Origin of the sequence: Amycolatopsis sp. DSM 110486, from assembly GCF_019468465.1 — a bacterium.
Taxonomy (GTDB): domain Bacteria; phylum Actinomycetota; class Actinomycetes; order Mycobacteriales; family Pseudonocardiaceae; genus Amycolatopsis.
Window position 1 is genome coordinate 4,754,757 of record NZ_CP080519.1, and the last position, 23,524, is coordinate 4,778,280.

General features: G+C 70.6%; 25 protein-coding genes and 1 pseudogene. 6 read left to right on the forward strand and 20 right to left on the reverse strand.

What is annotated here, in order from left to right; genetic code table 11:
- Positions 1 to 67: 67 nt before the first annotated feature.
- The 6 genes from K1T34_RS23200 to K1T34_RS23225 form a co-directional block, all read right to left on the reverse strand.
- Complete coding sequence (locus K1T34_RS23200) at positions 68 to 685, reverse strand: response regulator transcription factor (protein ID WP_220246300.1); 618 nt, start codon at positions 683 to 685, stop codon at positions 68 to 70.
- Positions 682 to 1,905, reverse strand: a complete 1,224-nt coding sequence (locus tag K1T34_RS23205) for a sensor histidine kinase (RefSeq protein ID WP_220246301.1) — start codon at positions 1,903 to 1,905, stop codon at positions 682 to 684. Before K1T34_RS23205 ends, K1T34_RS23200 begins: the two co-directional genes overlap by 4 nt.
- Before the next feature lie 72 nt (positions 1,906 to 1,977).
- Positions 1,978 to 2,364, reverse strand: coding sequence for a DUF1707 domain-containing protein (locus K1T34_RS23210; RefSeq protein ID WP_220247365.1), 387 nt, complete (start codon positions 2,362 to 2,364; stop codon positions 1,978 to 1,980).
- A gap of 19 nt (positions 2,365 to 2,383) precedes the next feature.
- Positions 2,384 to 2,953, reverse strand: coding sequence for a DUF1707 domain-containing protein (locus tag K1T34_RS23215; RefSeq protein ID WP_220246302.1), 570 nt, complete (start codon positions 2,951 to 2,953; stop codon positions 2,384 to 2,386).
- Positions 2,954 to 3,007: 54 nt separating this feature from the next.
- Positions 3,008 to 4,804 carry an acetyl/propionyl/methylcrotonyl-CoA carboxylase subunit alpha gene (locus K1T34_RS23220; protein ID WP_220246303.1) on the reverse strand — a complete coding sequence of 599 codons (1,797 nt, stop codon included), beginning with the start codon at positions 4,802 to 4,804 and terminating at the stop codon, positions 3,008 to 3,010.
- Between the two features lie 93 nt (positions 4,805 to 4,897).
- Complete coding sequence (locus tag K1T34_RS23225) at positions 4,898 to 5,188, reverse strand: SAV_915 family protein (RefSeq protein WP_220246304.1); 291 nt, start codon at positions 5,186 to 5,188, stop codon at positions 4,898 to 4,900.
- Positions 5,189 to 5,238: 50 nt separating this feature from the next.
- Between K1T34_RS23225 and K1T34_RS23230 the strand changes: the two genes are divergently transcribed.
- A complete protein-coding gene (locus tag K1T34_RS23230) occupies positions 5,239 to 5,976 on the forward strand; it encodes a hypothetical protein (RefSeq protein ID WP_220246305.1) in 738 nt (245 codons plus the stop codon).
- Positions 5,977 to 6,041: 65 nt separating this feature from the next.
- Here K1T34_RS23230 and K1T34_RS23235 read toward each other — a convergent pair whose 3' ends face one another.
- The 5 genes from K1T34_RS23235 to K1T34_RS23255 form a co-directional block, all read right to left on the reverse strand.
- Entirely contained in the window at positions 6,042 to 7,367 is a 1,326-nt protein-coding gene (locus K1T34_RS23235) for a dicarboxylate/amino acid:cation symporter (RefSeq protein ID WP_220246306.1), read from the reverse strand.
- A gap of 91 nt (positions 7,368 to 7,458) precedes the next feature.
- The gene (locus tag K1T34_RS23240) at positions 7,459 to 8,088 is read right to left on the reverse strand and encodes a nucleoside triphosphate pyrophosphatase (protein ID WP_220246307.1); all 630 of its coding nucleotides are present in this window, start codon (positions 8,086 to 8,088) and stop codon (positions 7,459 to 7,461) included.
- Positions 8,089 to 8,677: 589 nt separating this feature from the next.
- Complete coding sequence (locus K1T34_RS23245) at positions 8,678 to 10,303, reverse strand: DHA2 family efflux MFS transporter permease subunit (protein WP_220246308.1); 1,626 nt, start codon at positions 10,301 to 10,303, stop codon at positions 8,678 to 8,680.
- Positions 10,284 to 10,901, reverse strand: a complete 618-nt coding sequence (locus tag K1T34_RS23250; protein ID WP_220246309.1) for a PadR family transcriptional regulator — start codon at positions 10,899 to 10,901, stop codon at positions 10,284 to 10,286. Before K1T34_RS23250 ends, K1T34_RS23245 begins: the two co-directional genes overlap by 20 nt.
- Positions 10,902 to 11,168: 267 nt before the next feature.
- Positions 11,169 to 12,479, reverse strand: coding sequence for an MFS transporter (locus K1T34_RS23255; protein WP_255638660.1), 1,311 nt, complete (start codon positions 12,477 to 12,479; stop codon positions 11,169 to 11,171).
- 97 nt (positions 12,480 to 12,576) lie between these two features.
- Here K1T34_RS23255 and K1T34_RS23260 point away from each other — a divergent pair, with 97 nt between their 5' ends.
- Positions 12,577 to 13,185: a TetR/AcrR family transcriptional regulator gene (locus tag K1T34_RS23260; protein ID WP_220246311.1), complete on the forward strand. Its 609-nt coding sequence runs from the start codon at positions 12,577 to 12,579 to the stop codon at positions 13,183 to 13,185.
- An 18-nt stretch (positions 13,186 to 13,203) separates the two neighbouring features.
- On the opposite strand, the gene K1T34_RS23265 is transcribed toward K1T34_RS23260, so the two are convergent.
- Both K1T34_RS23265 and K1T34_RS23270 read right to left on the reverse strand, forming a co-directional pair.
- A complete protein-coding gene (locus K1T34_RS23265; RefSeq protein ID WP_220246312.1) occupies positions 13,204 to 13,419 on the reverse strand; it encodes an acyl-CoA carboxylase subunit epsilon in 216 nt (71 codons plus the stop codon).
- Between the two features lie 8 nt (positions 13,420 to 13,427).
- Complete coding sequence (locus tag K1T34_RS23270) at positions 13,428 to 15,062, reverse strand: acyl-CoA carboxylase subunit beta (protein WP_220246313.1); 1,635 nt, start codon at positions 15,060 to 15,062, stop codon at positions 13,428 to 13,430.
- Positions 15,063 to 15,132: 70 nt separating this feature from the next.
- Here K1T34_RS23270 and K1T34_RS23275 point away from each other — a divergent pair, with 70 nt between their 5' ends.
- Complete coding sequence (locus tag K1T34_RS23275; protein ID WP_220246314.1) at positions 15,133 to 15,939, forward strand: GNAT family N-acetyltransferase; 807 nt, start codon at positions 15,133 to 15,135, stop codon at positions 15,937 to 15,939.
- Positions 15,940 to 15,960: 21 nt separating this feature from the next.
- Here the strand turns inward: K1T34_RS23275 and K1T34_RS23280 are convergent, their stop codons facing one another.
- Positions 15,961 to 16,377: a MarR family winged helix-turn-helix transcriptional regulator gene (locus tag K1T34_RS23280; protein WP_220246315.1), complete on the reverse strand. Its 417-nt coding sequence runs from the start codon at positions 16,375 to 16,377 to the stop codon at positions 15,961 to 15,963.
- Positions 16,378 to 16,458: 81 nt separating this feature from the next.
- Here K1T34_RS23280 and K1T34_RS23285 point away from each other — a divergent pair, with 81 nt between their 5' ends.
- Positions 16,459 to 17,004: a flavodoxin family protein gene (locus tag K1T34_RS23285; protein WP_255638661.1), complete on the forward strand. Its 546-nt coding sequence runs from the start codon at positions 16,459 to 16,461 to the stop codon at positions 17,002 to 17,004.
- Positions 17,005 to 17,007: 3 nt separating this feature from the next.
- Here K1T34_RS23285 and K1T34_RS23290 read toward each other — a convergent pair whose 3' ends face one another.
- Positions 17,008 to 17,733: an NAD(P)H-dependent oxidoreductase gene (locus K1T34_RS23290; RefSeq protein WP_220246317.1), complete on the reverse strand. Its 726-nt coding sequence runs from the start codon at positions 17,731 to 17,733 to the stop codon at positions 17,008 to 17,010.
- A 70-nt stretch (positions 17,734 to 17,803) separates the two neighbouring features.
- On the opposite strand from K1T34_RS23290, the gene K1T34_RS23295 reads away from it, so the two are divergent.
- Positions 17,804 to 18,787: a GlxA family transcriptional regulator gene (locus K1T34_RS23295; protein ID WP_220246318.1), complete on the forward strand. Its 984-nt coding sequence runs from the start codon at positions 17,804 to 17,806 to the stop codon at positions 18,785 to 18,787.
- A gap of 160 nt (positions 18,788 to 18,947) precedes the next feature.
- Here the strand turns inward: K1T34_RS23295 and K1T34_RS23300 are convergent, their stop codons facing one another.
- From K1T34_RS23300 to K1T34_RS23315, 4 genes are all read right to left on the reverse strand, one after another.
- The gene (locus K1T34_RS23300) at positions 18,948 to 19,781 is read right to left on the reverse strand and encodes an NBR1-Ig-like domain-containing protein (RefSeq protein WP_220246319.1); all 834 of its coding nucleotides are present in this window, start codon (positions 19,779 to 19,781) and stop codon (positions 18,948 to 18,950) included.
- A gap of 67 nt (positions 19,782 to 19,848) precedes the next feature.
- Positions 19,849 to 20,826, reverse strand: a complete 978-nt coding sequence (locus K1T34_RS23305) for a hypothetical protein (RefSeq protein WP_220246320.1) — start codon at positions 20,824 to 20,826, stop codon at positions 19,849 to 19,851.
- Positions 20,823 to 22,052, reverse strand: coding sequence for an MFS transporter (locus K1T34_RS23310; RefSeq protein ID WP_220246321.1), 1,230 nt, complete (start codon positions 22,050 to 22,052; stop codon positions 20,823 to 20,825). The genes K1T34_RS23305 and K1T34_RS23310 overlap by 4 nt, the downstream gene beginning before the upstream one ends.
- Before the next feature lie 76 nt (positions 22,053 to 22,128).
- Complete coding sequence (locus tag K1T34_RS23315; RefSeq protein ID WP_220246322.1) at positions 22,129 to 22,995, reverse strand: alkaline phosphatase family protein; 867 nt, start codon at positions 22,993 to 22,995, stop codon at positions 22,129 to 22,131.
- A gap of 140 nt (positions 22,996 to 23,135) precedes the next feature.
- Between K1T34_RS23315 and K1T34_RS54735 the strand changes: the two genes are divergently transcribed.
- Positions 23,136 to 23,375 (forward strand): hypothetical protein, encoded by a 240-nt coding sequence (locus tag K1T34_RS54735; protein WP_370643772.1) that lies wholly within the window; start codon positions 23,136 to 23,138, stop codon positions 23,373 to 23,375.
- Here K1T34_RS54735 and K1T34_RS23320 read toward each other — a convergent pair.
- Positions 23,267 to 23,520: pseudogene (locus K1T34_RS23320) on the reverse strand (class I SAM-dependent methyltransferase); the annotation flags it as partial. The gene K1T34_RS54735 and the pseudogene K1T34_RS23320 overlap by 109 nt on opposite strands.
- Between the last annotated feature and the right edge of the window lie 4 nt (positions 23,521 to 23,524).

Genomic DNA, 23,524 nt, shown 5'->3' on the forward strand with positions numbered 1-23,524 from the left:
TTCCTCCCCTTTGTCGGAGAGTTCACGAAGCAGACGAACCGGACGTTGTCCGGCAAATGGGTGAAGGTCAGAGCAGCCCGCGCCGGTAAGCCTCGCCGACGGCGGCCGCGCGGTCGTTCACACCCAGCTTGGCGTAGACGTGCAGCAGGTGCGTCTTGATGCTGGCCTCGCTGATGAACAGCTGGTTCGCCGCCGCGCGGTTGGTGGCGCCGGCGGCGACCAGCCGCAGGACATCGAGCTCGCGGGAGGTCAACGCGCCCGGCTTGGGGCGGCGCAGCGGTGCCATCAGGCGGGCCGCCACCGCGGGCGCGAGCACGGACTCGCCGCGGGCGGCAGCACGGACGGCATGCTGCAGGTCGGCGACGGGCGCGTCTTTCAGCAGGTAACCGGTGGCGCCCGCCTCGATGGCGGGCAGGACGTCGGACTCGGAGTCGTACGTGGTGAGGACCAGCACGCGCACGGCGGGGTGCTCGGTGGCGAGCCGGCGGATCGCGCCGACGCCGTCGAGCTCGGGCATGCGCAGGTCCATGAGGACGACGTCGGGGTGATGGCGCGCGACGAAGGCCAGCGCCTCGACGCCCGTGGCCGCCTCGCCGATCACCTCGATGTCGGAACAGCCCTCGAACGCGCCGCGCAGGCCGTCGCGGACGATCGGATGGTCGTCGGTGAGCAGGAGGCGGATCATCGGTCCGCCGGGATGGCCGGGAGCTGCACGTTGACCGCGGTGCCTTCGCCCGGTGCTGATTCGAGCACGAACGTCCCCGCCACGCGCCGCACGCGCTGGCGCATCGCCTGAAGGCCGAAGCCGGTGCCGTCGCCACACGCCGGTGACGCGGGGTCGAAGCCGGCGCCGTCGTCGCGGACATCGAGGAGGACGACGTCGCCGGTGTAGGTGAGGGAGACGGCGATACGCGAAGCGCGCGCGTGTTTTTCCGCGTTGGCCAAGGCTTCCTGCGCCACGCGGTACAGCGTCACCTCCAGCTCCGGCAGCAGCGGCACGGGTTCGCCGGAGGTCTCGGCCGTCACCGCGACGCCCGACGTGTCCGTGACGCGCCGCGCCAGCTCCGCCAACGCTTCGGGCAGCCGCGAGTCCGTGAGCGGCTCGGGCCGCAACGCCTGCACGGCGCGGCGGGCCTCGGTGAGGCTGTCCTTGGCGAGCGTGTGGACCTGGGTGAGGTGGCGCTGCCGGGACTCCGCGGACGAAGCCCGGTCCGCGGCCTGCAGCTGCGTGACGATGCCGGTGAGGCCCTGCGCGAGCGTGTCGTGGATTTCGCGCGCCATGCGCTGGCGTTCGTCGTGCACGCCGGCCTCGCGCGCCTGCGTGAGGAGCTGCGCTTGGAGCCCGGCGTTCTCCTCGAGCGCGGTTTCGAGCCGCGCGTTGGCCTCGGCGAGGGCCGCGTTGGCGCGTCGCCGTTTGTCGTTCTCCGCGCCGACGAACCACGCCGCGTACAGCATCGGCCCGACCACCGAGACGACGAACACCCAGGCCGGCGTCGGCGTGTCCGCGCCCCAGATTCCCTTGGCCAGCAAGGGAACCACGGCCGTCGCAGTGACGGCGAAGATGCTCCAGCGGGCGGCGAACAGCACGAACGCGATGGGGTAGCCGATCGACGCGAAGGCCGTGTAGGTGGTGTCGAGCGTCGTGAGGGCGGCCACTCCGGCCAGCAGGCCGGCGAAGAACCCGACCGCGAGCCACGGGTGCTGCGCCCGGCGCGGGAACAAGGGTACGAGCAGCAGCAGCCACGCCGCCGACAGGCCCGCGACGACGAGCGTCACCGCACCGACGTGGTCACCCGCCGCCCAGATCGTGCACACGGCGAGCACCACGATCCCGATCGCGGCGAACAGCGGCCCGGCCAGCCGCTCGCCGTGCGGGTGCACGACACCCGGCACCACACCCATCATGGGCGCGATTCTCGCAGGTCGACGCGCACGCCGGGGTCCACTGTTCGACGCCGGCCTCCACCGATCGGTGGATCAGCGCCGGCGCCAGCCCGTGATCAGGAGGATCGCCAGGGGCAGCGCGAAGACGAGGATGAGCCGCCCGCGCGACAGCACGAACACCGCGATCGCCACCACCACCGCGATCGGCACGGCGAACCGCAGGGCGAAGCGCATCAACGCGCTGTCGCCGGCGGCGCTCGGAGCAGGCACGGTGTTGGCGTTGGGCCGCGAAATGGCCAGCAGCGCGCTCGGCCGGGGTGAGGGCAGGTCGTCGAACAGGGGTTCCAGGTCGCTGACCCGCTTGGCGGCCGTGACCTTGGCCGAACGGGTGCCGTATTCGTCGACGTCCAGGCGGCCGGTGCGGACGTGCTCGGAAAGCACGTCGAGCGCGTCCTGGCGTTCCTCGTCGCTCAGCCGCATGTCGGACACGGGGTGCGCCTCACCAGCGGTCGCGTCGGCGACGGAACTCGTCGCGCATCTCGTCGCGCATCTCGCGACGGGCTTCGCGGTGGTCGATGCGGTGTTCGCGGTGGCGGTCCCGGTGGTTGTGGTGGTTGCCGCCGCCGTGGCCCCACAGGGCTCGGCCGATGATGCTGAGCGCGATCGGCACGATGACCAGCGGCCACGCGGGCAGCGTGCCCGTGGCGATCAGCGCGATCGTCGCGATCCACACGAGTGGTACCAGTGCGGCCGCCGCTCGCTGGCCACCGTTCCACCCGTCCGGCCGGGCCACCGCCGTCTGCGGAGCGGTGGCGGGAACCGGAGGCGCGGCGGGAACCGGTGCGGGCGCGACGGGCGCCGCACCGCCGTACACCGGGTGCGGAGCAGGGAGGTCGTCGAACAGCCCCGCCAGCTCACCCCGCGTCTTGGCCGCGGTGATGCGCGCCGAGCGCTCGCCGTACTCGTCGATGTCGATCCGCCCCGCGCTCATGTGCTCACCGAGCGCATTCAGCGCGGATTCCCGTTCCTGGTCGCTGATCCGCAGTTGCGGAGACGGAACCTCTGTCACACCGACGATGGTATGCCGCCGCGGGCTCGGGGACCCACGACATTCGGCACAAGTTCAGTCCTTGAGCTCCAGAAGTTGCGTGCCCTGGGTCACGGCGGCGCCGACCTCGATCGAAAGCCCTGTGACGGTGCCCGCTTTGTGCGCCGTGACCGGGTTTTCCATCTTCATCGCCTCGAGGACCACGATCAGCTCGCCCGCCTCGACGTGCTGGCCTTCCTCCACCGCGATCTTCACGATCGTGCCCTGCATCGGCGCCGTGACGGCGTCGCCACTCACCGCTGCCTTCGCGCCGCCCGAGCGCTTGCGCGGCTTGGCCTTCGTGGCCGTCGCCCCGCCGCCCGCGCCTTCGAGCGCGAAGCCGCCCGGCAGCGACACCTCGAGGCGCCGGCCGCCGACCTCGACCACCACGTTCTGCCGCGGGGCCTCTTCCTCGGCCTCTGCGTCAGGTGCGACGAACGGCTCGATCTTGTTGTCGAACTCGGTCTCGATCCAGCGCGTGTGCACGGAGAAACCGTTCTCGTCGCCGATGAACGCCGGGTCGTCCACGATCACGCGGTCGAAGGGCAGCACGGTCGCCATGCCCCCCACCACGAACTCGGCCAGCGCGCGCCGGCTGCGCTCAAGCGCGTTGTTGCGGTCGGAACCGGTGACGATCAGCTTCGCGAGCATCGAGTCGAACTGGCCGCCGATCACGCTGCCGGACTCCACGCCGGAGTCGACGCGCACGCCGGGGCCGTTGGGCGAGATGAACTTCGTGACGGTGCCCGGCGCCGGCAGGAAACCGCGGCCGGCGTCCTCACCGTTGATGCGGAACTCGATGGAGTGCCCGCGCGGCTCGGGGTCTTCGGTGATGCGCAGCTTCTCACCGCGCGCGATGCGGAACATCTCGCGCACGAGGTCGAGGCCTGTCGTCTCCTCGGACACGGGGTGCTCCACCTGCAGGCGGGTGTTCACTTCGAGGAAGGAGATGGTGCCGTCGGTGGCCACGAGATATTCGACGGTGCCGGCGCCGTAGTAGCCGGCTTCCTTGCAGATCGCCTTGGCCGATTCGTGGATGCGCCGGCGCTGGTCGTCGGACAGGAACGGCGCGGGCGCCTCCTCGACGAGCTTCTGGTGGCGGCGCTGCAGCGAGCAGTCGCGCGTGCCGACGACGATCGCGGTGCCGTGCTGGTCGGCCAGCACCTGCGCCTCGACGTGGCGCGGCTTGTCGAGATAGCGCTCCACGAAGCACTCGCCGCGGCCGAACGCGGCCACCGCCTCGCGCGTCGCGGACTCGAACAGCTCAGGGATTTCCTCACGCGTACGGGCGACCTTGAGGCCGCGTCCGCCGCCGCCGAATGCCGCCTTGATCGCCACGGGCAGGCCGTGCTCGTCGGCGAACGCGATGATCTCGTCCGCGTTCTTCACCGGCTCCTTGGTGCCGGGCACGAGCGGCGCGCCGGCGCGCGTCGCGATGTGCCGCGCGGTCACCTTGTCGCCGAGGTCGCGAATGGACTGTGGGCTCGGGCCGATCCACGTGAGCCCGGCATCCAGTACGGCCTGGGCGAAATCGGCGTTCTCCGACAGGAACCCGTATCCCGGGTGGACGGAGTCGGCGCCGGAACGCTTGGCCACGTCGAGGAGTTTGTCGATGGAGAGGTAGCTCTCGGCGGCGGTCGTGCCGCCCAGCGCGAACGCTTCGTCGGCCAGGCGCACGTGGGGTGCGTCGCGGTCGGAATCGGCGTACACGGCCACACTTTCGAGACCCGCGTCCTTCGCCGCCCTGATCACGCGGACCGCGATCTCACCGCGGTTGGCGACGAGAATCTTGGTCACCGGACCACCCGTGCTCGCGACGTCCTGCTCGGTCACCCGGTACCTCCCGTGAGCTCCACTGCCTGGTGTCCCGGAGTCTACGGACCGCACTACCCGCTTGGATGAGAGCTGGACCACCCGGTGGTTTCGTTATACCCGCGCGGTGTGGCGCAGCTCGACCGGGAGTTCGGAGTCGAGCACGATCACGTCGTAGGGGTTGACCTGGTGGATCTTCGGCAGGTGCTCGGTGTTGATCATGATCCACGGCTGGTGGTCGCCGCAGCAGTCGATCAGCCGGTCGAGCGCGGTGAACGCGACCAGTGCCACGCGGCCGTCGGGGGTGCGGCGCAGCTCGATGTTGGCACCGGTGCCGCCGTCGGTGGTCCCGGAGACCGGGCCGGTCGGCAGGTACAGGGCCGGGGGGAGGTTGGGGTTCGTCACCGGAACAACATAGACGGCCACCCTCCGCAAGGTCGCCTACAGTCTCGGCTATGCGGATTTCGCCGACCCGGACCCCGCGGTCCGCGCTGCTCACGGCGGTGCTCGCCGCCGTGGTGACGGTGGCCGCGCTGGTGGTCGTCGTCGTGCTGCGCCCGAAACCCGACGGTGCGCCCGGCGTTCCGCCCGTGAGCCTGGAGCCGGCGGCGCCCACCACGGCGACGTGCGGCAGCGGCGCGTGCCGCCAGCTGGCCGCGATGACCGTGGGCGGTACCCCGGTCGTGCTGCTCTCCGACGCGTCGGGCGGCTGGGGGCGCGTGCAGGTGGGGCCGCAGCCCGGCACGGAGTTCGAGCTCGCGATCACCACGATGGGGGCGAAGCTGACCGCGGAGTCGTTGCGCTGCATCGCGGGGGAGACGTCGGCGTGCCTCGTGACCGGCGACGTCGGCGGGGGCGACGGCGCGGGCGGCGCATTCGGCGAGCTGCTCGTCGGCTCGGGCGGGGTGTGGCGCGACTTCGGGAAGCCCTACTTCGCCGACGCCGGCACGCTTTCGCTCTTCGACGTCGACACCGACGGCCGGCCTGACGTGATCGTCGTGCGGCACGAGTGTCCGGATGCGACACCGGGCACGCCCAAGTGCCAGGCCGCGCCGGTGCTCGCCGAGGTCTACCAGCTCGACGGTACGGAGCTCGGCTGTACCGAGAAGGTGGCGTCGCCGTCGGATCTGAGGGGGTGGCCGCAGGTCGAGGTGCGGGCCTCGGAGCTGCGGCCGTGCGCGGACGGCGGCTGAGTTCGGCTGGTGCTGTTGCCCAGCCGCCGTCGCGTCGGATCAGGCGGTTTGGTCAGGCGGTTTGGTCAGGCACTGACCGGCTCGGCCTGGACCTTGGGGGCCGGGGTGTCGCGCACCGTGTCGTCGAGCAGGCCTTCGGCGCGGGCGACGATGGTCGGGACCACGATCTGGCCGGCGACATTGGTGGCCGTGCGCATCATGTCCATGATCGGGTTCACGGAGTAGATGAGCGCGATGCCCAGCGCCACCTGCTTGGCGTCGAGGCCGATGAACGCGGTGGTGAGCGTGAGCGCGGTGAGCCAGCCCGTGGTGCCCGCGGTGGCGAGCGCGCCGAGCACGGCGACCACGACGATGCCCACGTACTGTCCGATGCTCAGCTGCACGCCCGACAGGTTGGCGATGAAAATGGCGCCGATGGCAGGGAAAACGGCGGCGCAACCGTCCATTTTGGTCGCACTGGCGAGCGGCGTGGCGAAGGCGGCGTAGGACGGTTCGACACCCAGGTTCACCGCGGCCTGGCGGGTGAGCGGCAGCGTCGCGGCGGAGGACTGCGAGGCGAATGCGAACTGGATCGCCGTGCCGGCCTTGGCGAAGAACGTGGCCGGGCTGATCTTGGCGACGAACTTCAGCAGGATCGGGTAGACGACGAACAGCACCAGCAGGCACCCGACGTAGACCGCGGCCGTGGTGGAGAGCAGCGGGCGGAAGAGGGCGTCGCCGTAGTTGGACACGGCGGCGCCGATCAGGCCGGCGATGCCGAGCGGGGCCAGGCGCACGATCCAGCCGAGGTAGCGCTGGATGATCTCGAAGACGCTCGTGGTGAAGTCGACGAACGGCTTGGCCTTGTCGCCAAGGCTGTAGGCCGCGGCGCCGATCAGCACGGCGAGAAAGAGCACCTGGAGGGTGTTGCCGTCGGCGAAGGCGGAGAAGAAGTTCTGGGGGAGCAGACCGTCGATGAAGGAATCCCACGAACCCCAGTTGCTCACGCTCTTGGCGGCCTTGTCGGCGTTCTTCGCCGTGGCCGCGATGCCCGCGCCGAGGCCGCCGGCACCGGGGCTGAACAGCGTGCCGATCGCGATGCCGATGAGCGAGGCGATGAACGACGTGATGGCGAACCACAGCACCGTGCGGCCGCCGAGCCGCGCGGCCGTGCGCCCGCCGCCGAGGCCGCGCAGGCTGGTGATGCCGACCACGATCGCCGTGAAGACCAGCGGGATCACCGCGATCTGCAGCAGCGTCGTGAAGATTTCGCCGATTTCGTGGAGGACGTTGGTCAGCGTTGTGGCGCTCGTCGTCCGGGCGAGGACGCCGAGCGCCGCGCCCACGACGAGCGAGCCGATCACCGCGGCCGCGAAGACTCGAGGTTTGGTGTACGCGCGGAGGAAGGACACGAAGCCACCCCAGAGGTCGAAAGTTCCCGTTCAGGCCCGAACCGGGCCGAACATGAACTTTCTTCGATCACTCGGTGGAGTGAAAGTCTTCTCAGAATGTGGGAGGCGTCCAGAGATCCACGACACTCACGCCGACCTCGGTCAGCAGGCGCCGCACGAGCGGCAGGCTGAGCCCGATGACGCTCGACGGGTCGCCCTCGATGCCCTCGACGAACCAGCCGCCGAGCCCGTCGAGCGTGAACGCGCCCGCGACCTGCAGCGGCTCGCCGGTGGCGATGTAGGCGTCGAGCTCCTCGGCGCTGGGCCGTCCGAAGTGGACGGTGGTGCGCTGCGTGCCGGCGGCTTCCTTGGTGCGGTGGCCGTTCTCGACGCGGATGATGGCGTGGCCGGTCAGCAGCTCGCCGGAGTTGCCGGCCATCACCTCCCACCGCTGCCGCGCGATCTCCGGCGTGCCGGGCTTGCCGACCATCGCGCCGCCGATCGACAGCATCGAGTCGCACGCCACGATCACCGCGTCGGAGTGGATACCGGCCACCTCGGCGAACACGGCGTTGCCCTTCGCCGCGGCGAGCGCCATCACGAGCTCATCGGGCGCCGGATCGGTGAGCGCCGCCGCCACGGCGTCCTCATCGACGCCGGACACCACGACACTCGGCTCAAGCCCAGCGGCGCGCAACAACGCGAGACGGGCGGGGGACTGGGAAGCAAGTACGAGACGCACGGGTGAAAGCTACCGCGCGTAGCGAGCGTTGCCGAATTGTGACCTGCAACACCCGAACGTGGAGCTAGTTTGTTGTTGCTCGCAACATATCGACTCAGCTCGCCTCGACGGTATCAAGGCAGATGCCGGGAAGGGACCACGGTGCCGCATGACGGTCCGGGTGACGGAATCCACGCCGCCGACCAGGCTGCGCTCCGCGTGGTGGGCACGCCTGCGCGCGCCGAAACACCGCGACCCAGTTCGTGCTGGTGGTTCTGAGGCTCTGAAGAGCTCCCCACCTCTGCGCGGGTGAGCTTGCTGCCGCCCGGCCGGTCGACTCCGGCCGTACCGGGCTGCTGACCCCTCGACTTTTCTCCCGCGGTAAACGTGCCGCCCCTCGGCCCCGGCTCCCGCACCGGCGGCCGAGGGGCAGCACGTCGTTTTGTGCCGCACCGGCCAAGCCCCGTGAGTGCGGGCTGGGTTCGCCGGTTTGGCCACTCATAGGCGCCGCGAGCCCGCAGCTGTCGTCCGCCACTGCCCGAGCCGGCCGATGCGGCCGGTCTTGGGCAGCGTGGTTGAGCTGTGCACGAGGCTCGGTTGGCCTGCCAAGTCAGGCGGTGACCGGGGTTTCCGACGAGGTCGGGGTGGTGGCCGTCGGGGCGGGGCGGGGGGTGACGCGGCGCAGGAAGGACGCCGAGACGACGCCCAGGATGAGCACGGCGATCGGCAGGATCAGCGTGGCGCGGGCGGCGTCGCTGAGGCCGTTGTGGACGGCTTCGGAGGCGAGGCGGCCCGCCTGGGCGGCGACGTCGGCGGGGAGGCCCGGGATGGGCGCGGGGCTCGCGGAGGAGCCGAACTCACCGGTCGAGGCGGCGGCGTGGGCGATGCCGTCGGTGAAGGGCTGGCGGTACTGCTCGGGCAGCTGCGCCGCGGCGGTGGTGGCCTCGTCGGCGATGGAGGCGCTGATGCGGGCCTGCAGGAGCACGCCGATGGCCGCGCTGCCGAGGACCCCGCCGACCTGGCGGGCGGTGTTGAAGATGCCCGACGCGGTGCCGGCGAGCTGGGGCTGGACCGAGGCCATGGTCAGGTTGCTCATCGGCGAGAAGATGCAGCCGATGCCGAGACCGCAGACGAGCAGCGCCGGGATCAGCGCCCACGGGCTGGTTTCCGGGCGAGCCTGCACGGCGATGATGCCGATGCCCACTGCGAGCAGGGAAAGCCCGCCCATCACGAGGTACTTGCCGTTGATGCGGTCGGACGCGCGGCCCACGAACGGCGCGATGACGCCCGACAGCAGCGACATCGGCGCGGTCAGCACACCGGCGAGCGTGGGGCTCAGGCCGAGCACCGTCTGGATGTAGATGATCAGCGGCAGGAACATGCCGGTCATCGTGAAGCCGACCGTGGTGGCCGTGAGCGTGCCCGCGGAGAAGTTGCGGTTGCTGAACACGTTGAGCGGCACGAGCGGTTCGCGGCGGTTGTACTTCTGCCACAGCACGAACGCCACGAGCAGCACCACGCCGGCGCCGATGAACTCGAACACCGTGATGCCGGCGAAGACCGTGCCCCAGTCGTACTGCTGGCCGTTCTGCACGCCGAACACCAAGCAGAACAGCCCGGCCGCCGACAGGAAGATGCCGATGAAGTCGAAGGCGTGCGCGTGTTTCGGCTGCCAGTCGGGCACGAGCAGCACTGTCAGCACGATGGCGATCACGCCGATCGGCACGTTGACGAAGAAGATCCACTCCCAGCCGAGGTGGTCGACCAGCACGCCGCCCAGCAGCGGGCCCGCGATGGTGGCCAGGCCGGCGACGCCGCCCCACGCGCCCATCGCCGGGCCGCGCTTGGCGGGCGCGAACAGGTGCGTGATGAACGCCAGCGTCTGAGGCGTCATCAGCGCGGCGCCGAGGCCCTGCACGGCGCGCGCCGCGATGAGCATCTCGACGCTGCCGGACAGGCCGCACCACAGCGACGCGCCCGTGAACACGACCAGGCCGGCGAGGAACACGCGCTTCGGCCCGAAGCGGTCGCCAAGGCGGCTGGTGAACAACATCGGCACGGCGTAGGTCAGCAGGTAGACGCTGATCACCCACACCACGGAGTTCAAGCCCGTGTTGAGCGTGCTCAGCATGTTCGGCACGGCGATGGACACGATGGTGGTGTCCAGCAGGATCATGAAGAACCCGAGGCACAACGCGCTCAGCGCGGCCCACGGGTTAGCTTGTCTTGCGTTCATGGTGTTCCTTGATGAGGCTGAGGGAGGGCTTCTCGTCCTGGAACCGGATGCGCCCTGAGGAAAGATCGGCGTGCAGGCGTTCGCACCACTCGAGCTCGAAAGCCCGGTGGGCGGCGGCGTAGCGGAAATCGAGCCAGTAGATCTCGGGGACCGCGTTGTCCCGCACCTTCTTGAACATCACCTGGTCGGCCGCGATGCTCGCGCGCAGCAGCGTGAGGCGGTGCTCCAGCTCGGCCAGCGACTTGTCCCGGCCGAGGTCGTCGATGACCGCCAGCCCGCTGAGGAACTCCGGGTACTCCTGGGCGACGTCGCCCAGCATCTCCCGAGCTCGCTGCTCGAACACGTCCTTGCCGGCCGCTGTCATCGCGTACACGGTCCGCTCGGGCCGCCGACCGTCGCGCTGGGTGTCGACGATCTCGACGAAACCGTTGTGCTGCAACCGTTCCACGGTGTGGTAGAGCGACCCGGCCTTCAGCTTCACGCGCTGGTCCACGTAGCGCTCGCGCATGAGCTGCGCCATCTCGTAGGGGTGCATCGGCTTCTCGTGGAGAAGCTCCAGCACGGCCACCCCCAGAGCGGTCAGCTTCGCCGCAACCATGGCTGTTGATCCTTTCGAGTGATCCGGCGTGGTTATTCCATGTGGACTATATTCAACGGGACTATACGACTTCGGGTACGGGCGGGTCCAGTGCGATTTGCGCTGGTGAGCGCGTTGTCGCGCACGGTGATGGCAAGGACTGGACCCGACGAAGACACCGTAACCGGCGGCACCGACAAAAACCGCGGTCGCTGTGCGTGACCAGCGCAAACGCGGATGCCCGCCGCCCCGGACAAGGGGCGACGGGCACCGAAAGGACTCCAGACCTCAGTCAGCCACGTGCTGCAACTGCTTCCGCGCCTCCCGCGCCCGCTTCCCCCACAGCGAGTACCAGCCGGAAATACCCGTCCCCACCGTCAGCGCGGCCGCGCTCAGCCCGAGTGACCAGTGCACCCCCACCGCCGCACCGAGCAGGCCGACGGTGAACCCGCTCCCGGCGCGCAGGCCGTTGGCGGAGACGTTGTAGACCCCGATCACCCGCCCGCGTTCGGCCGGTTTCGCCAGCAGTTGCACCACCGTCTGCCCGATCGACATCGACGCCAGGTTCGCGACACCGCCGATCACCAGCATTACCAACGCCAGCGGATAGCTCGCCGTCATCGCGAAGAACAGGCTCGACAACCCGTAGATCGCCGTGCTGACCACCGCCGCGAACACGCTCGGCTTGATCCGGCCCGTCGCCTCCAGCAGGATGCCGCCGAGTACACCGCCGGCTCCGTTGGCGAACAGCAGCACGCCGTACGCCGTGCCGGCGCTGCCCGCGCCCAGGTCCTGGGCGAAGATCGGCATCGCGCTCTGCAGGGAAGCGCCGACGAAGAACGCGCCGAGCCCGGCCAGGATGATCATCCCGACCATCGTCGGGTTCGCGCCGACCTCGCGCAGTACTCGCACCGAGTCGAACAGCCCCACGCGCGGCCGCGCCACGATGCCGCCGTCGCGCGTGTGACCGGTGAACTTGGTGCGGAACAAGAAGATCGTGAGCGGCAGGTAGAACGCGACGTTCACGAAGATCCCCGCCACCGGCCCCAGCCCGAGCAGCAGTGCCGACCCGACGACCGGGCCGAAGAGAATTCCCAGGCTGCGGAAGGTCGCGTTGAGCCGCACCGCGCTCGGCAGCTCGGACGGGCCGACGAAGTCGTGCAGCATCAGCTGTTCGCCCGGACCCCAGACCGCGCCCGCGACACCGTGCAAGATCAGCAGCACGCACGCGCTCCAGATCTGCAGCGTGTCGGTGAGGATCAGCACGCCCCACAGTGCCGACACGAGCATGAACAACACCTGCGCGGCCTGGATGATCCGCCGGCAGTCGTGCCGGTCGGCCAGCCCGCCGAAGTACACCGAGAACAGCAGGAACGGCACCCAGTGGCTGATCACCTCGAAGCCGGTGAGCGCGGGCGAGTGGAACTTCTCCCACAGCACCCAGTACGTGATGACGTGCTCGATGTTGTCGGCCATCATCGCGAGCGCCGCGCCGAACAGGTACGGGCGGCAGTCCTTGTTGTACAGCGCGGCGAACTTGCGCGGCGCGGTCGCGACCGCGCCGTCCCCGCCGCCTTCCTCCAGGACGTGCGTCGGCACGCCACACGCGGAACACATGTCGAGTGACCCCCTTTTGCCGCGGCCTACGCTAGACGCGACGTTGCGTCTTGTCTAGAAGCCGATTAGGCTCGCCGAGGTGGGAAACACCACTGCACCGGACACGCGCCGGCATCACGGGAACCGCTACGGCCGCAGTGAAGACGCACGGCGCGCCGTGCTGGAGGCCGCCGACGACCTGCTGGTGGAACACGGTTTCGCCGGGCTCACGATCGAGCGGATCGCGGCGGCCGCAGGCGTGGCGAAGCAGACGATCTACCGCTGGTGGCCGTCCAAAGTGGACATCCTGCTGGACGCGCTTGGCGACGACCTCGCCGAGGAGCTCGTGCCGCCCGACCACGGCGACCTGCGCCGCGACCTGCGGGAGCACCTCGCGGCTGTCGCGACCTTCCTGACCACGGCCGACGCCGGCGCAGTGTTCCGCGCGCTGATCGGCCAGGCGCAGCACGACCCGGAGCTGGCCACGCGGCTGCGTGCGGAGCAGGTCCACGGGCAGCACGAACGCGACCGGCTGCCGTTCGAACGGGCGGTCGCCCGCGGCGAGCTCCCCGCCGACACCGACCTCGACTGCCTGGTGGAGCAGGCCATCGGGCCCGTCCACTACCGCGTGCTGGTCACCGGCGCGCCCGTCACGCGCGAGTTCACCGACGCGCTGGCCGACCGCGTCGTGAACGGTTGCACGGGCTGAACCCGGTCAAAGCTCGGGTCAGCGCGGCAGCGCCGAAGCCCGCCACGCGCCGTCGCCCGGCTGCGGCGTCGTGCCCAGCCGTGCCGCGCGGTCGTTCCACCACGACGTCCGCCTCTCGGGCGCGGGCGAGCCACCCGAAGACGCCGCCACCGCCGCCACAACAGCGGTGAGGGCGGCGAGTTCGGCGTCGTCCGGGTTGCCGCGGACGACGCGAAGCAAGGGGCGATCGCTCACGGGAGACCTCACAGGGGGATGTTGCCGTGCTTCTTGGGCGGCAGCGTTTCGCGCTTGGTCTTCAGCAGCGCCAGCGCCTTCGTGATGTGGCCGCGCGTGTGCGCCGGCACGATCACCGAGTCGACGTACCCGCGTTCGGCGGCGGCGTACGGGTTCAGCAGCGTGTCCTCGTACTCCTGGATCAGCTCGGCGCGCAGTGCGTCGACGTCACGGCCCTCGGCCGCGGCGGCCGCGAGCGTCTTGCGGTGCACGATGTTCGCCGCACCCTGCGCGCCCATCACGGCGACCTGCGCGGTCGGCCAGGCCAGGTTGACGTCGGCGCCGAGGTGCTTGGAGCCCATCACGTCGTACGCGCCGCCGTAGGCCTTGCGCGTGATCACGGTGACCAGCGGGACCGTGGCCTCCGCGTAGGCGTAGATCAGCTTCGCGCCGCGGCGGATGATGCCGTTCCACTCCTGGTCGGTGCCGGGCAGGAAGCCGGGCACGTCAACGAAGGTGAGCACGGGGATGTTGAACGCGTCGCACGTGCGCACGAACCGCGCGGCCTTCTCCGACGCCGCGATGTCGAGGCAGCCGGCGAACTGCGTCGGCTGGTTCGCGACCACGCCCACGCTCTGCCCGTCGACGCGGCCGAAGCCCACGAGGATGTTGGGCGCGAAGAGCTCGTGGACCTCGAGGAACTCGCCGTCGTCGAGCACGCGGGTGACGACCTCGTGCATGTCGTATGGCGTGTTCGGCGAGTCGGGGATGATCGTGTCGAGCTCGCGGTCGGTGTCGGTCACGTCGTCGAAGAACCCGGCGGGCTCACCCGGCTCGAAGGCCGGCGGCTCGGACAGGTTGTTCTGCGGCAGGTACGACAGCAGTTCCTTGACGTAGGCGATCGCGTCCTCGTCGTCGGAGCCGAGGTAGTGCGCGACGCCGGACTTGGTGTTGTGCGTGCGCGCGCCGCCGAGCTCCTCGAAGGTCACGTCCTCGCCCGTCACGGTCTTCACGACGTCCGGGCCGGTGATGAACATCTGCGACGTCTCGTCGACCATCACCACGAAGTCGGTGAGCGCGGGCGAGTAGACGTGCCCGCCGGCGTTCGCGCCCATGATCAGGGAGATCTGCGGGATCACGCCCGAAGCGTGGGTGTTGCGGCGGAAGATCTCGGCGTAGAGGCCGAGGGACACCACACCTTCCTGGATGCGCGCGCCGCCGCCCTCGTTCATGCCGATGATCGGGCAGCCGGTCTTGATCGCGAGGTCCATGACCTTCACGATCTTCTCGCCGTACACCTCGCCGAGCGCGCCGCCGAAGACCGTGACGTCCTGGGAGAACACGCACACGGGCCGGCCGTTGACGGTGCCGTAGCCCGAGACCACGCCGTCGCCGTACGGGCGGTTCTTCTCCAGCCCGAAGTTCGTGGAGCGGTGGCGCGCCAGCTCGTCGAGCTCGACGAACGACCCCTCGTCGAGCAGCAGATCGATGCGCTCGCGGGCCGTCTTCTTGCCCTTGGCGTGCTGCTTCTCGATGGCACGCTCGGATCCGGCGTGCACGGCCTCGTCGTAGCGGCGGTAGAGGTCCGCGAGCTTGCCGGCCGTGGTGTGGATGTCCGGTTCTTCCTCGGGCGGAGTCCCGAGCGGCTGCGTCGCACTGCTCATGAAGCGGAGCTTAGCTACCGCCAGGTCGCTTCGCGTGTGGCGTACGCCTCCCCGGGCATAGGCTGGCTGCGTGCTTCCCGTCCGCCCGCTCGGGCCCGCCGATCTGTCCGCTTGCCTCGATCTCGGAGCCGACCGCGACTGGCCGCGGGAGCACCGCAAGTGGTCGATCCTGCTCGACGTCGGCCGCGGCTTCGGCATCGACGCGCCTGACGGCGGGCTCGCCGCCACCTCGATCCTTGTGGAGACGGGACCGGTCGCGTCGATCTCGATGGTCGTGGTCGCCGCCCGGCACGGACGCCAGGGCCTGGGCGGTCGAGTGACGGCCGAGGCGGTTTCGGCCGCGGGCGACGCCACGGTGTTCCTGCACGCGAGCGACTTCGGGCTGCGGCTGTACGAGTCCCTGGGCTTCGTGGTCGACGGCGGCTGCGAAGGCCACATCGGCGTGCTCACCGACGACGGTGGTCCGGCTTCGCGGCCGATCACGCCGGCCGACGTGGCCCGGGTGTACTCACTCGACGCCGGCGCGCAGGGCTTCGCGCGGGAGGCGCTGCTGGACCGGCTGCTGTTCGAGGCCGAGCACGTCCACGTGACCGACGACGGGTTCGCTCTGGGCACCGTGCTGGACGGGGTGACGGTGATCGGTCCGGTGGTCGCGCCGGACGAGGAGCAGGCCCGGGCGTTGATCCGCGGCATCGCGCGGGCGGCCGGCGGACGGATCCGGGTGGACGTGGATCTGGCCCAGGCGGGCCTTTCCGAGTGGTGCCGCGCGTCGGGGCTGCTGCCGATCGGCCCGGCTCCCCGGCTGGTCCACGGCGGTAGGTCGCTGCCGGGCGAAGCGGCGCGGAGGTTCGCGCCGTACAACCGCGCGCTGGGCTGAGCTTCTCGGGGCGGGCCGGAGTCAGGCGGTTCGGACCGACGCGATCGCGGCCGCGAGCGACGGGTCGGCGCCCGCCTTGTCGAGCGCGGCCGTGAGAGTGGTGCGGTAGGTCGTCTCGACTTCGGCGTGCCGGGCTCGGCCCGCTTCGGTGATCACGGAGTAGACGCCCCGGCGATCGTCTTCGCAGAGATCGCGGACGCTCAGGCCCCGGTCCTCGAGGCGCGCCACCATGCGGCTCACCGAGCTCTGGTTGAGCCCCACCGCTTCGGCCAGCTCCTGCATCCGCAGCTCGCCCTTGGGCGCGGCGGCCAGCTTGCCGAGCGCGCGGTACTCGGACAACCCGATGCCGTGCTTGCGCTGCAAGGCTTTCGCCAGTTCCTGCTCGACTCGGGTGTGGAGCAGGAGCAGCCGGCCCCACGCGTCTTCGTCGTTGCTCATCGGCCCTCCCCCTTGACGTCAGAGTACATGCAGTGACAACATTTGAATGCACATGCATAGACTTGATGGGGAGAGATCGTGATGGATCGGAGCTTCCTGTTTCTGGTGGCGGCCGCTCGCGCCGGGGGCAACACGGAGATGCTGGCCCGGCGCGCCGCGAGGGAGATCACCCGGCAGCACGAGCAAACGTGGATCCGGCTGCCGGAGGTGCCGCTGCCCGCGTTCGAGGACCGGCGGCACGGCTTCGGCGAGCACCCGGAGCCGGCGGGCAACGAGAAGGTGCTGATGGACGCGACGTTCGCGGCCACGGACCTGGTGATCGCGTCGCCGGTGTACTGGTACTCGGTCGCGGCGAGCGTGAAGCTGTACCTGGACTACTGGTCGGGGTGGATGAGGGTGCCGGGGGCGGAGTTCAAGGCTCGGATGAAGAGCAAGACGCTGTGGGGCGTCAGCGTGCTGAGTGAGGGGCCCGAGCAGGCCGACCCGCTGGTGGGCACGCTGGAGAAGACCGCCGCGTACCTGGGCATGCACTGGGGTGGTGTGCTGCTGGGCAACGGGAGCAGGCCCGGCGACGTGCTGGCCGACGAGGCGGCCATGAAGTCGGCCGCGTCCTTCTTCACCGGGTAGCCGTCAGCGGCCGGGTGCGCCTCTGGTGGTGCCGCAGAGGTGAACGTCCAGGCCTTCGCGGCCGGGCGCCACTTCGGGGCGCAGCACGAGGTCGCGGCCGTAGTCGCCGCCGTTCTGGGGGCGGAACGGGAGGGGTGAAGCCGTCTCGAGGTCACTCAGCCGGGCCCGCAAGGCCGAAGCCGCCGAGGCGAACGCGCACGCCGTCATGCGGTCCGCGTCGTACACGGCGAAAGGCGGCAGCACCGACATGCCGGTATAGAAGAGCGTGCCGTGCTGGAGGCCGAAGAGCAGGTCGGGCAGCGGGCCGTTGACGCCGCGCGGCCCGAGGGCCGGGGCGGGGGAGCCGGTGGTGACGACGACCAGCGCGCGTTTGCCGGCCAGCGCGCCTTCGCCGTAGCGGGCGGGGCGGCCGTCGGGGCGGTGGACGTCGTAGGCGTAGCCCTTCACGAAGACGCGGTCGAACCAGCCCTTCAGCATGGCGGGCGTGCCGTACCACCAGAGCGGGAACTGGAAGACCACGGCATCGGCCCAGGTCAGCTTGGCCTGTTCGGCGCGGACGTCGTCCGGAACCGCCGCGATCTCGTCGACGACCGGGTTCCAGTGCATGGCGTACAGATCCGACTCGCGCACGTTGTGACCGAGGGCGCGCAGCGTTGCCAGGCCCTCGTCGCGCAGCGCGCCGCCGAGGGAGTGCGGGTCGGGGTGGGCGAAGAGCCAGAGGACGTTCATGTCGCCAGGGTCGCTCGCGGCCCGGCCCGGAAAAAGTGGCCCGATGGACAACCTGTGAAAGAATCAGGCCATGTCCGTTTTCCGGCACCCGGAGAGGCGCCACGTGGCGGTGCTCGTGCGCCACGGCATGCTCGTGATGGAGCTCGGCATCGTGCACCGGCTGTTCGGCCAGGCGCGCTCGGCCGAGGGCGAGCTGCTGTACGAGGTGGTCACCTGCACACCCGAGCCGGGCGACGTCCGCACCGACTCCGACGTCGTCATCCCCGTCGCGGTCGGACCGGAGGCGATCGCCGAGGCCGACACGGTGGTGATCCCGGCGTCTTCGCTCGAGTACGAGCCCACCGGCCGCGAGTACCCGCCGGCGCTGGCCGGCGCCATCGACCGCATCCGCCCCGGCGCACGCATCGCGTCGATCTGCACCGGCGCCTTCGTACTCGCCGCCGCGGGCCTGCTCGACGGCCGCCGTGCGACCACGCACTGGCGTTCGGCGTGCGAGTTCCAGCTGGAGTACCCGCGGGTGAAGCTGGACCCTGACGTGCTCTACACCGAGGACGGCAACGTCTTCACCTCCGCCGGCGTCGCGTCCGGCATCGACCTCTGCCTGCACTTGATCCGGCGCGACTTCGGCGCGGCTGTGGCCAACGAGGTCGCGCGCGGCACCGTCGTCTCCCCGCACCGCGAGGGCGGGCAGGCGCAGTTCATCCGCCGCCCGGTGCCCGAGCCGCAGTCCGCGTCGACGGGCGCCGCGCGGGCGTGGGCGCTGGAGCACCTCGACCGGCCGCTGACGCTGCGCGACCTGGCGTCGAAGGAGGCGATGAGCGTGCGGACGTTCACGCGGCGCTTCCGCGAGGAGGTCGGGATCTCGGCGTTGCAGTGGCTCACGCAGCAGCGCGTGGAACGCGCGCGGCAGCTGCTGGAGGAGACGGACCTGCCGATCGACCGCATCGCGACCGACTGCGGCTTCGGCACGGCGGCGTCGCTGCGCCAGCACCTGCAGAGCGCGCTCGGGGTGTCGCCCAGCGCCTACCGGAGCACGTTCCGCCGCACGGCGTGAAATCGGCGGTCCGTGGGGCACCCTTCGCCCGGGCCACCCCACGGACCGACCCCCAGAATCCGTCGAAGACGGGGGAGGCACGCCTTCGCTGCGATCTATTTTCCGGCGGGAACGGGGTGTTCGGTACCGACCTGACCAGGTCTTACAGAATCTGACAGCGTCAGGGGACGACGGTCACGAGCACGTACACCGGACGCTTCGTCGTGAAGAACTCCGTGCCCGCGGCGTCGACCATCTTCCAGCCGATCCAGCAGCGGCCCGGCGCGTCCGACGCCGTCAGCGGCACGCTGATCATCACGTGCTCGCCGGGCGCGGTGTCGCCGATCAGCACGCGGTCGGGCGTGCGGCAGGTGCCCGGCGCGGGCGGCAGGTCCATGCGCTGCAGGTAGCGCTCGTGCCAGCGGACCGAACCCGAGTTCTCGAGCTCCCACACCTTCTGCACGGTCACGCCGACGTGCACCGCCGCGCCGTCGGGCACCGTCACGTCGGCGATGAACTTGGTGTTGTCGCCGGGGACGCGGGCGCTCGCGTCGCCTGCCGGAGCGTTCAGCTTGCCGGGGATGACGAACGCGGCCACCGCGGCCAGCACGGCGATCACGGCAGCGGCCACGACCAGCGCGTTCCGCCGGGTGGAGCGCTTGCGCGGCGGCGGGGCGAGGCGGACACCTTCGACGTCCGGGTCGGGACTGCGAGGCTCGGCAGGACCCGGCGCGGCCCGCGCGGCCACGGCGACGGGTTCCGGCACCGGTGGCACGCCCTTGAGCTCCACCCACCGCGCCCGCCACGGCTCCTCGCCCGCGCCACACGCCTTCACGAACTCCCGCGTGGTCTCCCACGACGGGAACCGCGTGCCCTTCACCGCCTCGTGCAAGGTGGTGTGGGAGATGCAGCCGGAGCGCTCGGCCATCTTGCGGAACGACGGGTTGCCGGCGCTCGCGCGCAGCGCGGCCAGCTCCGCGGCGAGCACGTCGGCCGGGTCCGGCTCCGCGCTCATCGCTCTCCCTGGGTGTCAGATCCGCTGTTCCGGACAAGTCTGACACCCGTCGGCGTCCGGGCGACGATCAGCCCAGCGCCGCCGGCGACTCCGCGTCCGGCACGAGCACGCGCGGCACGCCGCTGCCGTCGGCCGACACCGTCCAGACGTCCGAGTGCTGGGTGCCGCGCGGAATGGCGTACGCGACGGAGCGCTCGTCGAGCCACGCCGCCTGGTCGTCGACGCTGCGGGTCTCGGCCAGTGGCGTCACGCGGCCCGACGCGAGGTCGAGCACCGACAGGCGCCAGCCCTTCGCGGGGTCGTCGTCGATGGCCGACTTGAACGCGATGCGCGTGCTGTCCGGCGACAGCGACGGGCACTCCACGTTCTCCCGCAGCGACACGATCGTGTGCGCCCGGAAGTCGCCGCGCACGAGGTAGCGGTGCCCGGCCGTGGACATCGTGGCGTAGAAGGTGTGGTCGTCGCGGGTGAACGTGACACCCCAGAAGTTGAGGTCCACGGCCTGGTAGGGCTTGCCGTTCAGCGTCACCGCGAAGTCCTCCAGCGACGGCGCCAGCTCGCCCGTGCGCGTGTCGAGGATGCCGGCGCGCGTGGAGAACACGCCGCCGTTGTAGGAGTCGCCGGTGACGAACACCGTCCACGCGACCAGGTTGCCGCTCGGCGAGACGCGCGCGCGGTTGGGCAGGCCGACCAGCGGGATCTCGCGCTTCGACGTGAGCCCGGAGTCGAGCACCGCCAGCTGGTACGTGGTCAGGTCGCCGTCCTGGCGCAGGCACAGGCCGGTGCCCGCGGCAGCGTAGACGCGCGCGCACGTCACCGGAGACACCGCGCGCGGGCCGCCCGGGTCTGCCACCGACACCGTGACGACGTGGCCGCGCGAGGCGTCGGCCGTGCTGCGCACGAGCAGCCGCGGGCCCGGAGCCAGGGACACCGTGCCGGTGGCCGCGACGTCGCGGTTGCGCGCCGCCGCCATCCCGACGTACACCGCCGCCGCGGCGACCAGCACCACGACGCCCGCCACTGCCACCAAGATCCGCGTTTTCATCGCGCCTTCCGAAGGAGTCCGAACGTCACCACGATCGCGAGCACGGCCGCGCCCGCCGCCACGGCCATCGACGGCCCGATGCCCCACACCTGCCACGCCAGCCCGAACAGCGCGGACGAGACGAAGTACGCCACCGCCTGGCCGGTCTGGATGAGCGAGATGCCCGTGGTCCGCAGGGCTTCCGGCAGCACCGGTCCCGCCAGCGCCATCAGCACGCCGTCGGTGGCCGCGTAGAACGCGCCGTAGAGCGCGAGCGACAGCACCACCAGCGGCCAGCCCGACACGGGCCCGGCCAGCAGCAGGTAGACCACGACCAGCGCGCCGTAGCCGCAGAGCACCACCGGCAGCCGCCCGAACCGGTCGGCCAGCGAGCCGAGCGGCGCGGCCAGCACGAGGTAGGCGAGGTTCGTGCCCACGGCCAGCAGTGGGAACCAGCCCGTGCCGATGTCTTCGCGGCGTTGCAGCAGCAGGTAGACGAAGCCGTCGCCGATGGTCGCCGTGCCGAGCACACACGCGGCGATCAGCAGCCGCCGCACGGGCGCCGACTTCAGCAGCGCTGCCGCCGCGCGAGGGGACACCGTGCCGGTGGCCGGGCGCGGCGTGCGGTGGTCCCGCACGAAGAGGATCAGCAGCAGCACGCCGATCGCCGCGATGCAGAAGCTGGTGACGAACACGGCGTCGAACGCGTCGGTGCTCGAAGCGCCGACCAGCGCGAGCACGCCCAGCGCCACGAGCGGTCCCGCGAACGCGCCGGCGCTGTCCATCGCGCGGTGCACGCCGAACGCGCGCCCGAGCATGTCCTGCGGCGCCGACAAGGTGATCAGCGCGTCGCGCGGGGCTGTGCGCAGGCCCTTCCCGGTGCGGTCGGCGGTGATCACCGCGCCGATCGCGCCCGCCGACGCGCCGGCCGCGACGAGGCCCAGCTTCGCGACGGCCGAGATCGCGTACCCGATCCCGGCGATGGTCTTGCGCCGGCTCACGCGGTCGGCGAGGTAGCCGCCGACGAGCCGCAACAGCGCCGTCGCACCGGTGTAGAGGCCGTCGACCAGGCCGTAGATCGCGGGGCTCAGGTGCAGGCTGAGGACGAGGTAGATGGGCAGCACCGCCGTGACCATCTCCGAGGAGATGTCCGTGACGAGGCTGACGGTGCCGAGCGCGAGCACGTTCGCGGCGATCTTCCCTCGGGAGACCTTGTGCTCGCGGCGGCCGATGGTGGAGAGGTACACGGACGCGCCCTTCTGGAGCCCGCGGGCGCGCCCCCTGTGTCCGCTGTGGACACAGGGGACACGCCCGCGGGAGGGATCACTGCCAGACGTCGAGGATCGGCGACTTGCTCGCCGCGCCCGCGATCCCGGGCAGACCGTAGGAGGCCTCGATGGTGCGCAGGACCGTGTAGTGGTTGATGGATTCGGAGTAGCTGCCCGGCTTCACGTGGGCGCCGACGAACGTGGTGTAGATCTGGTTGACCGAGGTGCCGCTGTCCTCGTCGAACGTGACGATCAGCAGGCTGTTGTGCGTCTTGGCCCACTGCGCGTACGAGTCGAGGTGGCTCTTGAGCCAGGTGTCACCCGTGCCGATCGAGCAGTCGTGCATGTCGCTGCACATGTTCGGCGTCACGAAGGAAACCGTGGGCAGCGTCGTGTAGTCGGTGGGGAAGCTGGAGTAGCGGACGTTGCTGGCCGCCGGGACGTTCGAGAAGTCCACCCAGCTGTTGTGCTTGCGCATGTAGGTGCCGCTGGAGCAGCCGGTGTAACCGTCCGACGGCATCGACTCGGAGTAGCCCTTGAACGACTTGCCGGCGCCGATCAGCTGCTGGCCGAGGTTGGCCTTGCTGCCGAGGTTGGCGGGGCAGGAGTCGCTCGTGACGCCCTGGGTGGCGCCGGAGAACAGGGCGACGTAGTTGGGCTGGCTGGGGTGGGTGATGGCGAAGGAGCTGGTGAACTTCGCGCCTTGGCTCGCCAAGGACGTGAAGTACGGGGCGGCCGACGAGGTGATGGACGAGGCTTTCTTGTTCTCGAACATCACCAGCACGACGTGGTCGAACGCCGGCACGGCCGCGGCGGCGGGCGCCACGTCCGGTTCGCCGGTGTTCGTCGCGGCCGCCGTGACAACGCCGGCCGCGGCCAGCGTCGCCGCGGCGAGCGCGGCCACGATCCGCTTGCGGATCATGAGTCCTCCTGGGTCGGGGGAAGGGCGACTCATGATGGGGACGCCAGCGGGCCGGGGCGTGCCCGGTTGGGGTCCGGCGCGTGGTCGGAAAATGAACAACAAGGGGGTGGAGTAGCGCATTCGTCCGGTTGGCGCGGTGCATGGCCGGATCAGACCCGAGCGACCAGGAAGTCCTCTCCGTCATCGCGAGCGTCGTGCCGCTGGCCAGGCCGGCGATGGCGCGCAGGGTTTCCGCCGTGGTGGCCTTCGACAGGTACATGCTCACGCCCGTGGACGCGAAAACCGCGAGTTGTGTCGGGTCGAAGCCCGCGGCTTCGAGTTCGGCGGGCCACGACTGGCCGGATTCGAACTCGATGGGCACCAGCGTCGGCAATGGGTAGCCGAGGGCTTGCAGGCGCTCGCGTTTCCAGGCCTGGGTGCCGGGTGGTCGATCTCGAAGACAGTGCTCTTTCCGGGGTACCGCTGGGCGAAGGAATCGAGGCCGGCACCGAGGATCACGTACTGGCTCACGCTTCGTTCCAGCACCAGC

Bases quoted from the DNA above. Each gene is read 5' to 3' on its own strand.
- K1T34_RS23200 (WP_220246300.1), bottom strand. From the start codon at position 685: ATGATCCGCCTCCTGCTCACCGACGACCATCCGATCGTCCGCGACGGC.
- K1T34_RS23205 (WP_220246301.1), bottom strand. From the start codon at position 1,905: ATGATGGGTGTGGTGCCGGGTGTCGTGCACCCGCACGGCGAGCGGCTG.
- K1T34_RS23210 (WP_220247365.1), bottom strand. From the start codon at position 2,364: ATGCGGCTGAGCGACGAGGAACGCCAGGACGCGCTCGACGTGCTTTCC.
- K1T34_RS23230 (WP_220246305.1), top strand. From the start codon at position 5,239: ATGCGGATTTCGCCGACCCGGACCCCGCGGTCCGCGCTGCTCACGGCG.
- K1T34_RS23245 (WP_220246308.1), bottom strand. From the start codon at position 10,303: ATGAACGCAAGACAAGCTAACCCGTGGGCCGCGCTGAGCGCGTTGTGC.
- K1T34_RS23250 (WP_220246309.1), bottom strand. From the start codon at position 10,901: ATGGTTGCGGCGAAGCTGACCGCTCTGGGGGTGGCCGTGCTGGAGCTT.
- K1T34_RS23270 (WP_220246313.1), bottom strand. From the start codon at position 15,062: ATGAGCAGTGCGACGCAGCCGCTCGGGACTCCGCCCGAGGAAGAACCG.
- K1T34_RS23280 (WP_220246315.1), bottom strand. From the start codon at position 16,377: ATGAGCAACGACGAAGACGCGTGGGGCCGGCTGCTCCTGCTCCACACC.
- K1T34_RS23285 (WP_255638661.1), top strand. From the start codon at position 16,459: ATGGATCGGAGCTTCCTGTTTCTGGTGGCGGCCGCTCGCGCCGGGGGC.
- K1T34_RS23290 (WP_220246317.1), bottom strand. From the start codon at position 17,733: ATGAACGTCCTCTGGCTCTTCGCCCACCCCGACCCGCACTCCCTCGGC.
- K1T34_RS23295 (WP_220246318.1), top strand. From the start codon at position 17,804: ATGTCCGTTTTCCGGCACCCGGAGAGGCGCCACGTGGCGGTGCTCGTG.
- K1T34_RS23300 (WP_220246319.1), bottom strand. From the start codon at position 19,781: ATGAGCGCGGAGCCGGACCCGGCCGACGTGCTCGCCGCGGAGCTGGCC.
- K1T34_RS23305 (WP_220246320.1), bottom strand. From the start codon at position 20,826: ATGAAAACGCGGATCTTGGTGGCAGTGGCGGGCGTCGTGGTGCTGGTC.
- K1T34_RS23315 (WP_220246322.1), bottom strand. From the start codon at position 22,995: ATGATCCGCAAGCGGATCGTGGCCGCGCTCGCCGCGGCGACGCTGGCC.
- K1T34_RS54735 (WP_370643772.1), top strand. From the start codon at position 23,136: ATGGCCGGATCAGACCCGAGCGACCAGGAAGTCCTCTCCGTCATCGCG.